Origin of the sequence: Actinomadura verrucosospora (genome assembly GCF_039540335.1) — a bacterium.
GTDB classification, from domain to species: domain Bacteria; phylum Actinomycetota; class Actinomycetes; order Streptosporangiales; family Streptosporangiaceae; genus Spirillospora; species Spirillospora verrucosospora.
Map to the genome: position 1 here is coordinate 18281 of NZ_BAABEV010000025.1, position 17235 is coordinate 35515.

The following is a 17235-nucleotide window of genomic DNA, read 5'->3' on the forward strand; positions in this document are numbered from 1 at the left end:
GTCCTTCCGGGTAGACAGGTCCAGGACGCGAAACGCTAGGAGGCGCTCTCGTGACTCACCAAACGGTCAGCCATCCGGGGCTGCCCGACGATCCGCGCGCGGGCGCGGCGGAGCCCACGCCGTCCTGCCCGGTGGAGATCACCCTGCACGCGCTGCGCGGGCGCTGGACGACGCTGGTGGTCCGCGAGCTCCTGCGGGGCGACCGCTCGTACAGCGAGCTGCGGCGGGCCCTCCCGACCCTGTCCGACAAGGTGCTGGCCGACCGGCTGGCGCAGCTCGCCGAGGCGGGCGTGCTCGAACGGGAGAGGCGGGCGGGCTGGCCTCCGCGCACGCGGTACGCGCTCACCGCGCGGGGCCGCCGCCTGGGGCCGGTGCTCCAGGCCATGTGGGACTGGGGCGCCGAAGCGTAGTCAGGCGGTTGGCCCCCTCCATCGGGGGCTCCTCGGGCCGGGTGACGACGAACCCTCCGGCGGAGGATCGCGAGGTCGGGCATCAGGCGGGAGCGAGGGACTCCACCAGGGCGGCGGCGGGGGTTTCGGTCGTCTCCCGGAACGACTCCCCTGCCCAGAGGTTGACGCCCTCGGGGTCGCCTTGGGCCGCCGCCGCGCGGCGCAAGGGCGCCGTCACGTAGTGGACGTCCGGGTAGGCGGCGGGGGCGTCCCCCGAGTGCTCGGTGAGGAACCGGTTGACCAGCCCGCGCGCGGGACGTCCGCTGAACGCCCTGGTCATCGCGGTTGAGGTGTAGCGGGGGTCGGTGAGGGCGGCCTTGTGGACGTCGCTGGCACCGCTCTCCGGACAGCGCAGGAACGCCGTCCCGAGCTGGGCGGCGACAGCGCCGAGGGAGAGGACCTCGGCGACGTCGGCGGCCGTGGCCAGGCCCCCGGCGGCGATGAGCGGCTGCCGGGTCATCCCGCGGACGGCCGGGACCAGCGCGCGCAACGGCAGCGAGTCCTGGAGGGTGTTGGTGAACGAGCCGCGGTGGCCCCCGGCCTCCGGGCCCTGGAGGCAGAGCGCGTCGGCGGCGGACGCGTGGCGGACCTCGTCCACGGAGGTCACGGTGACGACGACGGTCGCGCCCCTGTCCTTGAGGGCGCGGATGACGTCCGGGGCCGGGCAGCCGAACGTGAAGCTGACGACCGCGGGCGGGTCGGACACCAGGTCGGCGATCTTCGCGTCGTAGTCGTCGTCGCGGGCGCCCGGGGTGCCCGGCTCCACGCCGAGGCGGGCGGCCTCGGGGGCGAGGAGGTCGCGGTAGGCGGCGACCTCGGCCGGGTCGATCTCGTCCAGGGACGGCATGAAGACGTTCATCCCGAACGGGCGGGACGTCAGCTCGCGCGTGGCGGCGATGTCGGCGCGCATGGCCTCGGTCGTCTTGTAGCCGGCGGCGAGGAAGCCGAGGCCGCCCGCGTTCGAGACGGCGGCGGCCAGCTCCGGCGTCGACGGCCCGCCCGCCATGGGGGCCTGCACGATCGGCAGGTCCACCGGCAGGGCGCTCGCTTCTGTCCCATTCCTGCTCACCATCCGCACGATAATCGCGGGGGACGCCGGGCGGTGACGCCGGGGTCGCGGCGAGGGAAGGGGGACGGCGTGCGGGTGCTGCTGCACTACGACATGGATCATGAGGAGCCCGGTCTCGACATCGTGAGCTGCTCGGAGCAGGACGACGCGCGGTTCGCGGGGCTGCTGCCGGACACCGAGGTGCTCTGGCACGTGCTGCGCCCGGTGACGGCCGCCGACATGGACCGGGCGCCGAAGCTGCGGCTGATCCAGAAGCTCGGCACGGGCGTGAACACCATCGACCTGGACGCCGCGGCCGAGCGCGGGATCGCGGTCGCGAACATGCCGGGCCGCAACGCGCAGGCCGTCGCGGAGACGTCGCTGCTGCTGATGCTGGCGGCGCTGCGGCGGGTCGTGCCGTTCGACGCGCGGACGCGGCGCGGGGAGGGGTGGCCCGCCGGCCGGTCCCTGGTGGGCGGCGAGCTGGCCGGACGGACGGTCGGGCTCCTCGGCGGAGGCGAGATCGCGACCCTGCTGCGCGGGATGCTGGAGGCGATCGGGGCGACCGTCCTGTACACGACCCGGCGGCCCCGGCGCGACGACCCGGCCTGGCGCGAGCTGGACGATCTGCTGGGCGCCAGCGACGTCGTCTCGGTGCACGTCCCGCTGACGGACGAGACCCGTCACCTGCTCGACGCCGGAAGGCTCGCGCTGCTGCCGGAGGGAGCGATCGTGGTGAACACCGCGCGCGGCGCGGTGATCGACGAGGCGGCGCTGGTGGCGGCGCTCACGTCGGGACGTCTCGGCGGCGCGGGGCTGGACGTCTTCGAGAAGGAGCCCGTAGACGCGGGGAACCCGCTGCTGGCTCTCGACACTGTGGTCGTCATGCCGCACGTGGCGTGGCTGACCCGCGAGACGTGGGACCGCTACTTCGCGGTCGCCGCGGAGAACTGCCGCCGCCTCGCGCGCGGCGACGACCTCCTCCACCGCGTCGTCTGAACGCAGGCCCGACACGAGCAGAACCAAGTGGGCCCGCACGACGTCCACTCGAAGTCGCGGTTGCCGACGAACGGCGCGACGATCTCCCAGAACGGCTTCCACGGGTCGCTGAGGTGCTTGATCTCGCCCCTCAGGTACTCGACGTTGGCCGCCCCGTACTCGAAGAGCGTGATCTTCCGGCAGTACCCCAGCATGCTGAGGGTGGGGTACAGGTTCGTCCCGGACCCGACGTCGATTCCGTGGGAGAACTGTCCCTTTCCCTCGGAGTAGCGCCACAGAGCGATCTGGCTGAACCAGTTGGCCCCGCGCCCGAAAATCTGGGCGTCGTCGCCGCGGAGCTGCTTGTAGTTGGTCTCCCGGTACTTCTCCGGATCGAAGTTGTCGCGCCTGAAGCCGCCCCCGGGTGGATCCGGGGACGGCTTCGGCCGCGAGGTCTACCAGGTCAGACCGCGGCGGGGGCCCACCAGGTGAGGTTGGCGGGCGCCTGGGCCACCGGCTCGATGATCTCCCAGGCTTCGGCGAGCAGCCCGTCGTCGATGCGCCAGACGTCGACGACCGCGATCTCCGGGCCGTCCGGGATCCGCCGCCGCGTGTGCAGCACGACGTGCTCGCCGTCGGCCAGCAGGTGGCCGATCTCGACCTGCATGCCGGCGAGCGGGGTGAGCGCCGCCTCGACGGCGGCGAGCCATTCGTCCCTGGTCGAGGAGGCGTCCGGCCGGTGGTGCACGAAGTCCTCGCTGAGCAGCGGCCGGAGCCCCTCGGTGCTGCCCGTGGCGAGCAGCTCGGAAAGGGCCCGCTGAACGATTTCCTTGTTGGTCATGGCCGCAGTGTTCCGGCGGTGGCCGCGGACTGTCGATGAACTCCCATTTCATGGCGTTCCGTTCCACGATGAGTAATCTCGACGACCGTGGACACGATCGGGGAGCTCCTGCGGCAGTGGCGGCACCATCGGCGGCTCAGCCAGCTCGACCTCGCGATCGCGGCCGACGTCTCGGCCCGGCACGTCAGCCTCGTCGAGACGGGCAAGTCCAACCCGAGCGCCGCGATGGTGCTGCGGCTCGCGGACCAGCTCGACGTGCCGCTGCGCGACCGCAACCGGCTGCTGCTCGCGGCCGGCTTCGCCCCCCGGTACGCCGAACGGCCCCTCGACGACGACGCGCTGTCCGCCGCCCGGAGCGCGGTCGAGCGGGTGCTCCGCGCGCACGAGCCGTATCCGGCGCTGGCGTTCGACCGCCGCTGGAACATCGTCATGACCAACCGCGCCGTCGGGCCGTTCCTCGCGGAGGTCGACCCCGAGCTGCTCCGGCCGCCGGTCAACCTGCTGCGGCTCGGCCTGGACCCGCGCGGGCTCGCCCGCCTGGTCGTCAACCTGGCCGACGTGCGCGCGGTGTTCCGGTCGCGGGTCAGGCGCCAGCTCGCCGCCGCGCCCGACCCCGGCCTCGCGGCCCTCTACCGGGAACTGCTGGAACCCGGGCCCGAGGACGCGCCCTCGGACGCCGACGTCATGATCCAGATGATCGTCCGGTTCGGGGGGCGGGAGCTGCGGCTGTTCTCCACCATCACCACGTTCGGCACTCCCCTGGACATCACCCTGGACGAGGTCGCCGTCGAGTCGTACTACCCGGCGGACGCCGAGAGCGCCTCCTGGTTCGAGAACCCTGGCCCAGGGCTCACGGGACCAGTACCGGCTTGACGACCTTGCCGGACGTCGTGTCGGCCTCCGCCTCGTTGATCTGGGCGAGCGGGTAGGCGGTGACCAGCCGGTCGAACGGGAAGCGGCCCTGCCGCCACATCTCGATCATCCGCGGGATGAACGTGTGCGGGACGGCGTCGCCCTCGATGATGCCCTTGACCGTCCGTCCCATGAGCAGGAGGTTGGCGTCCAGCCGGTACTCGGCGGCGCCGACGCCGACCAGGCCGCAGACGCCGGTGGTGCGCAGCGAGGCGACCGCCGTCGAGACGACCTCCGGGACGGCCGTGGAGTCGAACGAGTACTGCACGCCCTCACCGCCGGAGATCGCCCGGATCTGGCCGGCGATGTCGTCGTCCGCCCCGTGGAGGACGTGGGTGGCGCCGAGCTCGCGGGCCAGGTCGAGCCGGGACTCGTGCAGGTCGACGGCGACGATCGTGGAGGCGCCCGCGATCCGCGCGGCCATCACGGCGGCCAGCCCGACCGCGCCCGCGCCGAAGACCGCGATGCTGTCGCCCGCGCGGACGCCGAGCGACACCAGCACGGAGGCGGCGCCGGTCTGCACGCCGCAGCCGAGCGGCCCGAGCACGTCGAGGGGGACGTCCTTGGTGACCGGGACGACGTTGCGGGCGGTCCCGAGGGCGTGGCTCGCGAACGACGACTGCCCGAACCAGCGCGTGTGGACGGGCTCGCCGCCGGGACCGGTGGCGCGGGGCGTCCCGTCCAGCGGCATCGCGAGCATGTTGAGCGCGGTCATCTGCGGGCAGGCGCCGGGCTTGGCGGCGCGGCAGTTGGCGCACTCCCCGCACGAGTCGAACGACATGACCACGTGGTCGCCGGCGGTGAGGCCGGTGACGCCGGGGCCGACCGCCTCGGCCACGCCGGAGCCCTCGTGCCCGAGGACGACCGGCTTCGCGACGAGGTCGCCGGGGACGCGCCCGAGCAGGTCGGTGTGGCACATCCCCGCGCCCGCGATCTTGACGAGGACCTCGCCGGGCCCGGGGTCGGCGAGGTCGAGCGACTCGATCGTGTAGGGGGCGTCTGCGGCGCGCAGCACCGCGGCTTCGATCTGCACCGGGGGTTCCTTAGGCGAGGGAGTAGCGGACGGGGAGGCGCTTGAGGCCGCCGACGAAGGTCGTGGCGATGCCCTCCGGCGGCCCGGCGAGCTCGATCGAGCCGAGGCGGGGCAGCAGCTCCTCGAAGAAGGCGCGGACCTCGATGCGGGCCAGCGCCGCGCCCAGGCAGTAGTGGACGCCGAACCCGAACGCCAGGTGCCGGTTCGGGTCGCGGCCGACGTCGAAGCGGAACGGGTCGTCGAAGACCTCCTCGTCCCGGTTCGCGGACGGGTAGGACAGCAGCACCGCCTCGCCCTTGCGGATCGTGACGCCGCGCAGGTCGTAGTCCTCGGTGGCGGTGCGCATGAACTCCTTGACCGGCGTGACCCAGCGGATCATCTCGTCCACGGCGAGCGGCATCAGCTCCGGCTTCTCGCGGAGCCGCTCGATCTGGTCGGGGTGCTCGATGAGCGCGTGCAGGCCCCCGGCAATCGTCGCGCTGGTGGTGTCGTGCCCGGCCGTCGCGACGATCACGTAGTAGGACGCGGTGTCGAAGTCGTTGAGCGGCTCGCCGTCGACGCGCGCGTTCGCGATGGCGGAGGCGAGGTCGTCGGTGGGGTGCTTGCGGCGCTCCTCCGTCAGGCCCTGGAAGTAGGCGAAGAAGTCCAGCAGGACCTGGAGCTTCTCCTCGTTCGTCGTGCCCCGCTGGAACTCGGCGTCGTCGCCGCCGAACAGCTCCTGCGTGAGCTTCAGCATGCGGTCGAAGTCGCTCTCCGGCAGGCCGAGCAGCGAGAGGATCACGTACAGCGGGAAGTGGACGGCGACCTCGCGCGCGAAGTCGCACTCGCCGCCGAGCTCCACCATCCGGTCGACGTACCGCCTGGCCAGCTCGCGGACGCGCGGCTCCAGGGCCCGCATCGCGCGCGGCCGGAACCAGTCCGCGCCGATCGCCCGGATCACCCGGTGGTCGGGGTCGTCCATGTGGACGAGCGTGCGCAGCGCGATGCCCTGCTCCGCGCGCTGCCGGTTCAGCGCGTCGAACTCGGCGGTGCCGAGCACCGGGCGCGGGGCGTTGAGGAACAGCCGGTGGTTGCGCTCGATCTCCAGGACGTCCTCGTGCTTGGTGATCCCCCAGAAGGGCGTGTAGCCGGGGGCCTCCACCCGGTGCACCGGGGACTCGCGGCGGAGCAGCGCGAGGGACTCATGGAACCGCCGGTCGTCGGCGTAGGCCTTCGGGTCGGCGAGCGCCAGGCCCGCCTCCTCCACGGTCAGCGTCATCGCTTTCGCTCTCCTCGCTCACGGCGGCCGCCCCTCAGGAACCTACGGTCCCGAATTGCGTTCGGTCAACGACCTTCGGAGCCATGTCGGCGGGCGCGGACGCCAGGACGCCGGGCGCGCCGCGGGGGCTCAGATGTCGCCGAAGTCGCCGTGCCGTCCGCGTCCGCTCGCGAACCGCCCGGCGCCCTCGACGGCATCCTCCATGGAGCGGAGGCCGTGGCGGTACTCGGCGGCGATCGCCTCGTCCTCGGGGAGGCCCTCCGCCTCCAGCGCCGACAGCCGGTCGCCCCGCAGGCAGGTCTGCGGGAACCGCGCCAGCCCGGCCGCCAGCTCCTCGGCCGCCTCCCGCGCCTTGCCCAGCGGGACGAGCCGGTTGGCGAGGCCGATCTCGAACGCCTCCCGCCCGTCCACCGGCCGCCCGGTGAGGATCATGTCCATGGCGCGGCTCGCGCCGATCAGGCGCGGGAGCCGGACCGTCCCGCCGTCGACGAGCGGGACGCCCCAGCGCCGGCAGTAGACGCCGAAGGTGGACGTCTCCTCCGCGACACGCAGATCGCACCACAGCGCCAGCTCCAGGCCCCCGGCGACGGCATGGCCCGCGACCGCCGCGATGACCGGCTTCGACAGGCGCATCCGCGTGCAGCCGAGCGGCCCGTCGGCCGGGGGCGGGTCGAGGCGCGGGCCGCGGCCGGTGCCGACCGAGGTGAGGTCGGCGCCGGAGCAGAACGTCCCGCCCTCGCCCCACAGGACGGCGACGCTCGCGCCGTCGTCCGCGTCGAACTCGCGGAAGGCGGCGGCCAGCTCGCGCGCCGTCGGCCCGTCGACGGCGTTGCGCGTCGCCGGGCGGGACATCACCACCGTGGTCACCGGGCCGTCCCGCTCGATCCGTACCGCCACGCGCGGCCTCCTAGTCGTCGGTGAACGCGCCGTCCGCCAGCTCGTCGAAGCGTTCGAGCTCGTCCGCCGGGTCGTCGATCCCCCGCAGCGGACCGGGGTCGGCGAGGTGGCTCCGAGCGTAGAGCCGCGCGACCAGCGCCTTGCGGTCCTCGCCGGAATCGGCGCGCTCCCACCCGGCCTGCTCCAGCAGCAGCGCCGCCGCGTACACGTCGGCCATGTACTGGGCGAGCGGGTAGAGGCGCGCTTCGGCCACGTTCCTGTCGAGCCCGCGCCATTTCTCGATGGCCTCGCGGAGATGCCCGATGCTCTGCCCGACCAGCGCGGCCGTCTCGTCGTCCCCGCCGGGCGCCCGCCGGACGGCCTGGTCGAGCCGTTCGAGGAACGGCTCGTGCGCGTCCTGCCGCTCGACGGCGCGGCGGACGTCCAGGCACAGGATGTTGTCGCCGCCCTCCCAGATGGGGTTGACCTGCGCGTCCCGCAGGATCCGCGCGACCGGCCACTGCTCGATGTAGCCGTTCCCGCCGTGGATCTCGATGGCGTCGCTCGCGGCCGTCACGCCCAGCCGCGCGGCCCGCAGCTTGATGAGCGCGGCCCCGAGCCGCAGCCGGGGACGTCCCAGGTAGCCGTCGAAGACGAGCGCCTGCACGGCCTCGGTCTCCACGATCAGCTCGGCGAGCTTGCGGCGCATGAGCGGCTGCGCGCCCAGCGGCGCGCCGAACGCCTCGCGCGCCCGCGTGTAGCAGAGCGACTCGACGAGGGCCCGCCGCGCGCAGCCGAGGCCCATCATCGAGATGCCGAGCCGGGCGCCGTTGGTCAGCTCCATCATGCGGGCCAGGCCCCTGCCGTCCCCGCCCTCGCCCGCGCTCGACGCCGGGGCCAGCAGGAACGCCTCCGCGTCGGTGAACTCGATCTCGGCCGACGCCACCGACCGCGTGCCGAGCTTGTCCTTGAGCCGCCGGATCCGGACGCCGTTGCGCGAGCCGTCCCGCCGCTCCCGCAGGACGAGGAACGGCGCGATGCCCCGGACGCCGTCCACGGCCCCTTCCGGCTTGGCCAGCACGACGAAGGCCGAGCCGTTGGCGTTGGAGGCGAACCACTTGAAGCCGTTGAGGCGCCAGGCGTCGCCCTCCCGGGAGGCGGTCGACTCCAGCGCGCCGAGGTCCGAGCCGCCCGACCGCTCGGTGAGCATCTGCGCGGCCTCGCCGGACATCTCCCCGGCCGCGAACAGCTCCCGCACCCGCGCCCTGACGTCGTCCGGCGCGAACATCTCCGTCAGCCCCACGACCATGTCGCCGCCGGTGCCGAGCGCGCACGCCATGCCGATGTCGGCCTGGTCGAGCAGGTAGCTCCAGGCGACGCCCATCGGCGCGGGGTCGGTCCCGGCGCGCTTCGCCTCGGCCACGAAGTCGGGCCGGGTGAAGGACGTCGCCACGATGTCCCGGCGCGCCGCCTCGAACGAGGGCGGCATGACGACCTCGCTGATGTCGCGTCCCCACCGGTCGTACTTCTCCAGGCGCGGCGGGTTGCGGTCCGTCTCCTCGGCCCGCTCGGCGATCGGGCCGCCCATCAGCGCGCCCATCTCCCTGAGCCGGGGCTCGGCCCAGCCGAAACCGTCGCCCAGGTGCCGCCGCATGAGGAACCGCAGCGTGGGGTCGCAGTCGTACCAGTTGCGGCCGGCCGCGCCCCGGTAGCGCTCGGTGGCGTAGCGGCGCGCCTTCTCCGCGCCCCCGAACGGGAGCCGGTCGAACGACTCGATGAGGTAAGACGCCATGGCCCGAACATTACACTTACAGCTCACGCGGCGAAAAGACTGTAATCTGAGGACGGGGCCACCCTCCCTCCCCGGTAGGGTCACCACCAGCCATGGACAGCCTGGAGATTCGCCCGCTCACCGCTCGGTCCGTCGTCCTGAGCACGCTGCTGGGCGTCCACCCGCCCCGCCTCCCGGCCCGCTACCTCGTCCGCGTCGGCGACCTGTTCGGCATCGCGGAGGGGACGATCCGGGTGGCGCTGTCGCGCATGGTCGCCGCCGGTGACCTCGTCCAGTCCGGCGGGACGTACGCCCTCACCGAGCGCCTCCTCGCCCGCCAGGCCCGGCAGGACGAGGCGCGCCTCCCCCCGACCCGCCCGTGGGACGGCGCCTGGGAGATCGCCGTCATCACCGCCGAGCGCCGCCCCGCCGCCGACCGCGCCGCGCTGCGCCAGGCCATGTCGACGCTGCGGCTCGCCGAGCTGCGGGAGGGCACCTGGCTGCGCCCGGCGAACCTGACCCGGCCGCGCCCCGAACCCGTCGTCCGCCAGTGCACCTTCCTCACGGGCCGCCCCGAGGAGGACCCCGCGGCCCTGGCCGCCTCCCTCTGGGACCTGGACGCCTGGACGGCCAAGGCCGACGCCCTGCGCGCCGCTTTGGCCGGGGCGACCGCGATCGCCGAGCGCTTCACCTACGCGGCGGCCGTCCTGCGGCACCTCCTCAACGACCCGCTCCTGCCGCCGTCACTGCTGCCCGCCGACTGGCCGGGCCCCGATCTGCGCGCCCGCTACGAGGCCTTCGAGGCCGACTTCGAGCAGCTCCTCACCACTCACGTCCTCGCCTGAGGCCGTCCTCTCAGGGGAAGGTGACGAGCTGGCGGACGGCCTCGCCGGTGTGGAGGCGGTCGAAGCCCGCGTTGATCTCGTCGAGGGGCAGGCGGCCGCTGAGGAGGGCGTCCACGGGAAGGGCGCCGTCGCGGTACAGGGCGATGAAGCGGGGACGTCCCGCCGGGGAACGCAGGAGCCGAGATAGCTGCCGCGCAGGGTCCGCTCCTCGGCGACGAGGCTGAGGGCGGGCAGGGTGAGGGGCGCGCCGGGGGCCGGGAGGCCGACGGTGACGGTCGTTCCGCCGGGACGGGTGGCCGCGTAGGCCTGTTCGAGGACGGCGACGACGCCCGTCGTGTCGATCACCTTCTCGGCGCCGCCGGACGTCAGGTCGCGGATCGCCTCGACGGCGTCCGGACCGCCCGCGACGGGCCGGGCGCCGAGGCGCCCGGCGAGGTCCCGCTTGGACGCGACGACGTCCACGGCGAGGACGGTGGAGGCTCCGGCGGCCTTCGCGGCGAGGACGGCGGACAGCCCGACGCCCCCGAGGCCGAAGACGGCGACGGTGTCGCCCGGCGACACGGCCGCGCTGTGGAGGGCGGCGCCGGCGCCGGTGAGGACGGCGCAGCCGAACAGCGCGGCGACGTCGAAGGGCAGGTCGCGGTCGATCCTCACGGCGGAGCGGGACGAGACGACGGTGTACTCGGAGAACGCCGAGACGCCGAGGTGGTGGTGGGGGCGCGTGCCGTCCGGGGCGCGGAAGCGCCTGCCGCCGCCGAGCAGGGTCCCGGCGCCGTTGGCCTGGGCGCCCGGCCCGCAGAGGGCGGGACGTCCGGCGACGCAGCGCTCGCAGTGCCCGCACGCCGGGACGAACGCGAGCACGACGTGGTCGCCGGGCGCGAACTCGGTGCCCGGCCCGGTCTCCACCACCTCGCCCGCGGCCTCGTGCCCGAGCGCCATCGGCAGGGGGCGCGGCCGGGACCCGTTGATGACGGACAGGTCGGAGTGGCAGAGGCCGGCGGCGCCGATCCGGACCAGGAGCTCGCCGTGGCCGGGCGGGTCGAGGCGGAGCTCGGCGATCTCCAGGGGGCGGGACGCGGCGTAGGGGGCGGGGCGTCCCGACTCGACGAGGACGGCCGCGCGGGTGGCGGTCATGCGGCCACCAGCTTCTGCATCTCGGTGCGGACGGCTCCGGTGATCTCGACCGGGCGGCGGGTGCCGCGGTCGACGAACACGTGGACGAAGTGGCCCTCGGCGACGAGCGCGCCGTCCGAGCCGCGCAGCATGCCGACCTCCCAGCGGACGCTGGAGCGGCCGAGCTTGCCGACGCGCAGCCCGACACGGATCGTGTCGGGGAACGACGCCTCGGCCTTGTACTCGCAGTGGGACTCGACGCACAGCGCGATCGAGCCGGAGGTCGCGGGGTCGAAGCCGGCGGTCCGGATCATCCACTCGTTGATGACGGTGTCCATCATCGAGTAGTGGACGACGTTGTTGACGTGCCCGTAGACGTCGTTGTCCTTCCACCGCGTGGGGACGTTCTCCCAGTACAGGTACTCGCCGGTCATAAGGAGCAGACTAGGGGCGGGGCCGCGGCGGCGCCGCACCGGCCGGGCACAACGGTGACCGCGCACCGTGTCGCCCGGCTGCGCGAGGGCGCGCGCACAACCCTCGGCGTCCGCGTCCGGCAAGGCGGAAGCGGCGTTCACCGGGCCGCGAGGAAAGGTTCTGAGCACGATCCCGGCCTGGTGAACGCCGCCCCTCAGCGGCGCCGCGCCGACGCCGCCGTCTATCGGGAGGACGCCGCGCTCTCCGGTCGGGCGCGGGCCGCGTCGAAGCGGGCCTGGACGTCCGTCCAGTTCACGAGCGACCAGAGCTTCTCCACGTAGTCCGGCCGGACGTTGCGGTACTGCAGGTAGTAGGCGTGCTCCCAGGCGTCGAACACCAGCAGCGGCGTCGTGTTCATGCCGACGTTGCCGTGGTGGTCGTAGACCTGCTCGACGACGAGGCGCCTGCCGAGGGGCTCCCATGCGAGGACGCCCCAGCCGGAGCCCTGGACGGTGGAGGTCGCCGCCGTGAGCTGCTTCTGGAACGCCTCGAACGTGCCGAAGTGCTCGTCGAGGGCCGCCGCCAGTTCCCCGTCCGGGCGGTCGCCGCCGTCCGGCGACAGGTTGTCCCAGAAGATCGAGTGCAGGACGTGGCCGGAGAGGTTGAACGCGAACGTCTTCTCCAGGCCGACCAGCCCGCCGTACTGCTCCTTCTCGCGCGCCTCGGCGAGCCTCTCCAGCGTGTCGTTGGCGCCCTTGACGTAGGCGGCGTGGTGCCGGGAGTGGTGCAGCTCCAGGATCTCGCCGGTGATCGCCGGCTCCAGGGCGGCGTAGTCGTAGGGCAGGTCGGGAAGCGTGTAGTCGGCCATACGGCCACTATTGCAAACGAGTTGCAGTTACGTCCAATGCGCAACACCGGCGCGTCCGGAGCGCGACACGGAACGGACCCGCCCTCGGGGTGAGGGCGGGTCCGGTTTCTGTTCCTGTTTCGCTCGGTGGGGTCAGTAGCGGCGGCGTCCGCCGCCGCGCCCGCGCGACAGCAGTCCTCGGATCTTCGCCTGGGTGCGCGGGTCCCGGGCGAGCCGTTCCGCGCGGGCGCGCGCCTTGCGGCCCTGCGGGCTCCGGGCGAACCGCTTGATGCGGTCGATGACGGAAGGCATGTTCTTCCTCCTCGGCCTTGTCCTCACGGTTCAACGACTGCCCGTTCCGAAAGGTTCAGAACGCCTCGTCGAGCGCGACCGTCCCCTCCACCCCGATCTGGTAGGCCGAAACGCGCCGCTCGAAGAAGTTGGACAGCTCCTGGACGTCCTGCAACTCCATGAACGCGAACGGGTTCGCGGTGCCGTAGCGGGCGGGCAGGCCGAGCCGGACGAGCCGCTGGTCCGCGACGTATTCGAGGTAGGCGCGCATGTCGTCCGCGCTCATGCCGGGCAGGCCGTCCCCGCACAGGTCGCGGGCGAACGCCAGCTCCGCCTGGACGGCCTCCTCCATCATCGCGGCGACCTCGGCCGTCAGCTCCGCGTCGAACAGCGCGGGCTCCTCCGCCCGGACGGTGTCGACCACGGAGAACGCGAACTCCATGTGCATTGACTCGTCCCGGAAGACCCAGTTCGTCCCGGACGCGAGGCCGTTGAGCAGGCCGCGCGACCGGAGCCAGTACACGTAGGCGAACGCGCCGTAGAAGAACAGCCCCTCGATGCAGGCCGCGAAGCAGATGAGGTTCAGCAGGAACGCCCTGCGGTCGGCGGCGGTGCGGAGCTCGTCCAGGCAGCCGAGCGAGTCGATCCAGCGGAAGCAGAACTCCGCCTTGGCCCGGATGGACGGGATGTGCTCGATCGCCGCGAACGCCTTGACGCGCTCGTCCTGATCGGGCAGGTAGGTGTCCAGGAGGGTCAGGTAGAACTGGACGTGCACGGCCTCCTCGTACAGCTGCCGCGAGAGGTAGAGCCGGGCCTCCGGCGCGTTCACGTGCTTGTAGAGGTTGAGGACGAGGTTGTTCGCCACGATCGAGTCGCCGGTGGCGAAGAACGCGACCAGCCGGTTGACGAGGTGCAGCTCGTCGGGCGTGAGCCGCGCGAGGTCCGCCAGGTCGGAGGCGAGGTCCACCTCCTCGACCGTCCAGGTGTTGCGGATCGCGGCCCGGTACCGCTCGTAGAAGTCCGGGTAGCGCATGGGCCGCAGCGTCAGGTCCATGCCCGGGTCGAGGAGCATGCCCCGCCCCTCCGCTCGCCGCTGTTCTTCCGCTCGCTCGGTCACTGGCACGCCTCGCAGGTCTCGGGGTTCTCCAGGGAGCAGACGGCCGCGGCGACCGTCGTCTGCGCGATCCGCGTCGCCGGGCGGGACCGCAGGTAGTACGTCGTCTTGAGCCCCGCCCGCCAGGCGTAGGCGTACATCGAGGAGAGCTTGCCGATCGTCGGCGTCTCCATGAAGAGGTTCAGCGACTGCGACTGGTCGATGTACGGGGTGCGGGCGGCGGCGAGGTCGATGAGCGCCTTCTGCGGCAGCTCCCAGGCCGTCCGGTAGAGCGACAGCATCTCCTCCGGCAGGTCGACCAGCCCCTGCACGGACCCGTTCGCCTTCTTGACCGCCTCGCGGACGGCCGGCGTCCACAGCCCGAGCGACTTCAGGTCCTCCACCAGGTAGCGGTTGATCTGCAGGAACTCGCCCGACAGCGTCTCGCGCTTGAACAGGTTGGACACCTGCGGCTCGATGCACTCGTAGCAGCCCGCGATGGACGCGATCGTCGCGGTCGGCGCGATCGCGACGAGCAGCGAGTTGCGCAGGCCCACCTCCGCGACCCGGGCGCGCAGGGCGTCCCAGTCGGCGGGACGGGACGGCGCCGCGTCCGGGAAGTGGTCCAGGTGGAGCTCGCCGCGCGCGGTGCGGGTCGCGCCGTAGGCGGGCAGCGGCCCGTGGGCGGCGGCGAGGTCGGCGGACGCGTTGTAGGCGGCGAGGGCGATCTCCTCGGCGATGCGCGTCGACAGCTCGCGCGCCTCGGGCGAGTCGAACGGCAGGCGCAGCGTGAAGAACACGTCCGCGAGGCCCATCACGCCCAGCCCGACCGGCCGCCACTTGCGGTTGGCCTTCTCCGCCTCGGGAGTCGGGTAGAAGCCCCGGTCGATGGTGCGGTCCAGGAACCGGACGGCGGTGCGGACCGTCGACCGGAGCCGCTCCCAGTCGACGCCGGACGGCCCGACGTGCGCGGCCAGGTTCACCGACCCGAGGTTGCAGACGGCGGCCTCGCGGTCGCCCGTCACCTCCAGGATCTCCGTGCAGAGGTTCGACAGGTGGACGACCTTGCCGGGCTCGGCGGTCTGGTTGCAGGCGCGGTTGGCGGCGTCCTTGAACGTCATCCAGCCGTTGCCCGTCTCCGCGAGCGTCCGCATCATGCGCCCGTACAGCTTGCGGGCCGGGACCTGCCGGACGAACCGCCCCTCCCGCTCCGCCGCCCGGTAGGCCGCGTCGAACTCGTCGCCCCACAGGTCGACCAGTTCGGGGACCTCCTTCGGGTCGAACAGCGACCACGTCGCGTCGGCCTCGACGCGGCGCATGAACTCGTCCGGGATCCAGTTGGCCAGGTTGAGGTTGTGGGTGCGGCGGGCGTCCTCGCCGGTGTTGTCGCGCAGCTCCAGGAACTCCTCGACGTCGGCGTGCCACGGCTCCAGGTAGACGCACGCCGCGCCCTTGCGGCGGCCGCCCTGGTTGACGGCGGCGACGGACGAGTCGAGCGTGCGCAGCCACGGGACAATCCCGTTGGAGTGCCCGTTGGTGCCCCGGATCAGCGAGCCCCGCGACCGCACCCGCGTCCAGGAGACGCCGATGCCGCCCGCGTACTTGCTGAGCCGCGCGACCTGCCCGTACCGGTCGTAGATGGACTCCAGCTCGTCGCGCGGCGAGTCGAGCAGGAAGCACGACGAGAGCTGCGGGCGGCGGGCCCCGGAGTTGAACAGCGTGGGCGAGCTGGGCAGGTACGACAGGGTGCTGAGCAGCGCGTACAGCTCGGCGGCCTCCTCGACCGCCGCCATGTCACCGGTGGGGGGCCGGCCCCCCACACCCCCCGGCCCGACTTCGCCGGGAACGACGAGCCCGCACGCCACCCGGAGGAGAAAGTGCTGCGGGCGCTCCAGGACGAGCCGCGACCTCGGGTGCCTGAGCAGGTACCGGTCGTAGACCGTCCGGAGCCCGAAGTACTCGAAGCGGTCGTCGGCGCCGTCGTCGACGAGGGCGTCCAGCGCGGCGGACCCGGCGGCGACGAAGGCGGCCAGGTCGTCCGCCAGGAGTCCCTCGCGGTGCGCGGCGGCGACCGACTCGGCGAACGTCCGGACGCCGGCGGCCGCGGCCTCCTCCCGGATCCGGACGCCGAGCAGCCGCGCGGCCACCCTGGAGTACCCGGGCTCGGCGGGGATGAGCGCGGCGGCCTCCCCGATCGCGAGGTCCCGCAGGGCCGCCGCGTCCAGCCCGTCCGCGGACCGGACCGCGGCCAGCACCCGCGCGGCCTCGGCGCCCGGCACCCCCTCGCAGGCCGCCTCGACCTCGACGGCGATCTCCGCGGGCGGCGCGGCCAGAACCTGTGTCACGTGCATCTCCCCTCGCATGCCGCCTCGCGGAGGCATGCGAACGGCGCGCGGCGGCAGGCCGCGCTCCGTCCCCGGCCCACCCGCGAGGCCTGGACGTGTGTCGATCCGGGACGGACCCGGACCCCCGATGAGGCCGGTCTCCCGGCCTCGCGTGCGGGCAGGTCTTCGGACTCGCGGGCGCCGCCTCTGCCGAGGCGTCCTACTGGCCGTCGCTTCCCGGGCCGCCGGGCCCAGTGCTCGATGACGGCGGTCGTTCCCGCTCACCGCTGCGGGGCAGTCCCGGATTCCCACCGGGTTCCCTCTCACGCCGCCCCCGCCGCGAACGGCGGGGGCGGACCAGCACGGGACTGAACCCTACATCTAGTCGACGATCAACGCACAACCCCAAGATGTTGGGCGTGGCGGCGGATGTCCGGGGGCGGCTGGGCAGAGCGCGCGGGGGATGGGACGATGGGGGCCGTCATGAGCCCCCATGCGCCGCAGCCGCTGTTCCGGCCCGCACGCGCGGTGGTGTTCGCCACCGTGTGCGCGACGCTGGCGACCCTCGGGCACGCCCTGGCGGGCGGCGCGGCGGTGCCGGCCTGGGCCGCGCTCACGGGCTTCGGCGCCGTCCTCGGCGTGACGCTGGTGCTGGCGGGCCACGAGCGCTCGCTCGCGACGATCCTGGGCGGGCTCCTCGGCGGCCAGTTCGCCCTGCACACGCTGTTCACGGCCGCCACCGCGCCCCACCACGCGCCCGCGGCGCACGCCGCCATGACGGGCGCCGCGGAACCCGTCGCGGTCCCCGCCGCCCACGGCGGGAACGGCCTGGCGATGACGCTCGCGCACTGCACGGCCGCGCTGGTGGCCGCGTGGTGGCTGCGGCGCGGCGAGCGGGCCGCGTGGTCGCTCGCCCGGCGGGTCGCCGCCCTCGCCGACCGCCCGATCCGGCTGCTGCTGGCCCTGCTCGCCGTGGAGCCGGCCGAGCCTCCGGCCCGCCCCCTCCGGACGGCGCCCGCGGCGGCCGCCGTCACGGCCACCGGGCGCGCCCTGCGGCACCAGGTCGTCCGCCGGGGTCCCCCTCCGCGTTCGAGGGCGCTCGCTCACTCCTGAGCCGGAGCGCCGTACGTCACCGGACGCCG

Annotated in this window: 17 protein-coding genes, 1 pseudogene and 1 riboswitch; of the genes and pseudogenes, 5 read left to right on the forward strand and 13 right to left on the reverse strand. The window is 73.6% G+C overall.

The window, feature by feature from the left end; all coding sequences use genetic code 11:
- Positions 1 to 50 precede the first annotated feature (50 nt).
- Positions 51 to 410 (forward strand): winged helix-turn-helix transcriptional regulator, encoded by a 360-nt coding sequence (locus ABD944_RS24895; protein ID WP_345180285.1) that lies wholly within the window; start codon positions 51 to 53, stop codon positions 408 to 410.
- A gap of 82 nt (positions 411 to 492) precedes the next feature.
- Here ABD944_RS24895 and ABD944_RS24900 read toward each other — a convergent pair whose 3' ends face one another.
- A complete protein-coding gene (locus ABD944_RS24900; RefSeq protein ID WP_345180287.1) occupies positions 493 to 1521 on the reverse strand; it encodes a nitronate monooxygenase in 1029 nt (342 codons plus the stop codon).
- A gap of 66 nt (positions 1522 to 1587) precedes the next feature.
- Here ABD944_RS24900 and ABD944_RS24905 point away from each other — a divergent pair, with 66 nt between their 5' ends.
- Positions 1588 to 2496 carry an NAD(P)-dependent oxidoreductase gene (locus tag ABD944_RS24905; RefSeq protein WP_345180290.1) on the forward strand — a complete coding sequence of 303 codons (909 nt, stop codon included), beginning with the start codon at positions 1588 to 1590 and terminating at the stop codon, positions 2494 to 2496.
- Here the strand turns inward: ABD944_RS24905 and ABD944_RS42510 are convergent.
- Positions 2424 to 2867: pseudogene (locus ABD944_RS42510) on the reverse strand (hypothetical protein); the annotation flags it as partial. The gene ABD944_RS24905 and the pseudogene ABD944_RS42510 overlap by 73 nt on opposite strands.
- Before the next feature lie 71 nt (positions 2868 to 2938).
- Positions 2939 to 3316 (reverse strand): nuclear transport factor 2 family protein, encoded by a 378-nt coding sequence (locus ABD944_RS24910; protein WP_345180294.1) that lies wholly within the window; start codon positions 3314 to 3316, stop codon positions 2939 to 2941.
- A gap of 87 nt (positions 3317 to 3403) precedes the next feature.
- Between ABD944_RS24910 and ABD944_RS24915 the strand changes: the two genes are divergently transcribed.
- Positions 3404 to 4189, forward strand: coding sequence for a helix-turn-helix domain-containing protein (locus tag ABD944_RS24915; protein WP_345180297.1), 786 nt, complete (start codon positions 3404 to 3406; stop codon positions 4187 to 4189).
- Here the strand turns inward: ABD944_RS24915 and ABD944_RS24920 are convergent.
- The 4 genes from ABD944_RS24920 to ABD944_RS24935 form a co-directional block, all read right to left on the reverse strand.
- A complete protein-coding gene (locus ABD944_RS24920; protein WP_345180301.1) occupies positions 4167 to 5261 on the reverse strand; it encodes an NAD(P)-dependent alcohol dehydrogenase in 1095 nt (364 codons plus the stop codon). The two genes, ABD944_RS24915 and ABD944_RS24920, sit on opposite strands and share 23 nt — an antisense overlap.
- 10 nt (positions 5262 to 5271) lie before the next feature.
- Positions 5272 to 6519 carry a cytochrome P450 gene (locus tag ABD944_RS24925; protein ID WP_345180303.1) on the reverse strand — a complete coding sequence of 416 codons (1248 nt, stop codon included), beginning with the start codon at positions 6517 to 6519 and terminating at the stop codon, positions 5272 to 5274.
- A 129-nt stretch (positions 6520 to 6648) separates the two neighbouring features.
- The gene (locus tag ABD944_RS24930; RefSeq protein ID WP_345180306.1) at positions 6649 to 7416 is read right to left on the reverse strand and encodes a crotonase/enoyl-CoA hydratase family protein; all 768 of its coding nucleotides are present in this window, start codon (positions 7414 to 7416) and stop codon (positions 6649 to 6651) included.
- Positions 7417 to 7426: 10 nt separating this feature from the next.
- Positions 7427 to 9187 (reverse strand): acyl-CoA dehydrogenase family protein, encoded by a 1761-nt coding sequence (locus ABD944_RS24935; protein WP_345180309.1) that lies wholly within the window; start codon positions 9185 to 9187, stop codon positions 7427 to 7429.
- A gap of 92 nt (positions 9188 to 9279) precedes the next feature.
- On the opposite strand from ABD944_RS24935, the gene ABD944_RS24940 reads away from it, so the two are divergent.
- A complete protein-coding gene (locus tag ABD944_RS24940) occupies positions 9280 to 10011 on the forward strand; it encodes a PaaX family transcriptional regulator C-terminal domain-containing protein (RefSeq protein WP_345180311.1) in 732 nt (243 codons plus the stop codon).
- On the opposite strand, the gene ABD944_RS24945 is transcribed toward ABD944_RS24940, so the two are convergent.
- From ABD944_RS24945 to ABD944_RS24970, 6 genes are all read right to left on the reverse strand, one after another.
- Positions 9910 to 11145: a zinc-binding dehydrogenase gene (locus ABD944_RS24945; protein ID WP_345180314.1), complete on the reverse strand. Its 1236-nt coding sequence runs from the start codon at positions 11143 to 11145 to the stop codon at positions 9910 to 9912. The genes ABD944_RS24940 and ABD944_RS24945 overlap by 102 nt on opposite strands.
- Positions 11142 to 11558 carry an acyl-CoA thioesterase gene (locus tag ABD944_RS24950; protein ID WP_345180317.1) on the reverse strand — a complete coding sequence of 139 codons (417 nt, stop codon included), beginning with the start codon at positions 11556 to 11558 and terminating at the stop codon, positions 11142 to 11144. Before ABD944_RS24950 ends, ABD944_RS24945 begins: the two co-directional genes overlap by 4 nt.
- Before the next feature lie 221 nt (positions 11559 to 11779).
- Complete coding sequence (locus tag ABD944_RS24955) at positions 11780 to 12406, reverse strand: superoxide dismutase (protein WP_345180319.1); 627 nt, start codon at positions 12404 to 12406, stop codon at positions 11780 to 11782.
- 132 nt (positions 12407 to 12538) lie between these two features.
- The gene (locus ABD944_RS24960) at positions 12539 to 12697 is read right to left on the reverse strand and encodes a hypothetical protein (RefSeq protein WP_345180322.1); all 159 of its coding nucleotides are present in this window, start codon (positions 12695 to 12697) and stop codon (positions 12539 to 12541) included.
- 55 nt (positions 12698 to 12752) lie between these two features.
- Positions 12753 to 13748, reverse strand: a complete 996-nt coding sequence (locus tag ABD944_RS24965) for a ribonucleotide-diphosphate reductase subunit beta (RefSeq protein ID WP_345180326.1) — start codon at positions 13746 to 13748, stop codon at positions 12753 to 12755.
- Positions 13749 to 13789: 41 nt separating this feature from the next.
- Positions 13790 to 16114 (reverse strand): ribonucleoside-diphosphate reductase subunit alpha, encoded by a 2325-nt coding sequence (locus ABD944_RS24970; protein ID WP_345180328.1) that lies wholly within the window; start codon positions 16112 to 16114, stop codon positions 13790 to 13792.
- 139 nt (positions 16115 to 16253) lie between these two features.
- Positions 16254 to 16470, reverse strand: a riboswitch (cobalamin riboswitch).
- Positions 16471 to 16576: 106 nt separating this feature from the next.
- On the opposite strand from ABD944_RS24970, the gene ABD944_RS24975 reads away from it, so the two are divergent.
- Positions 16577 to 17206, forward strand: a complete 630-nt coding sequence (locus tag ABD944_RS24975; protein ID WP_345180332.1) for an MFS transporter — start codon at positions 16577 to 16579, stop codon at positions 17204 to 17206.
- Positions 17207 to 17235: the final 29 nt, after the last annotated feature.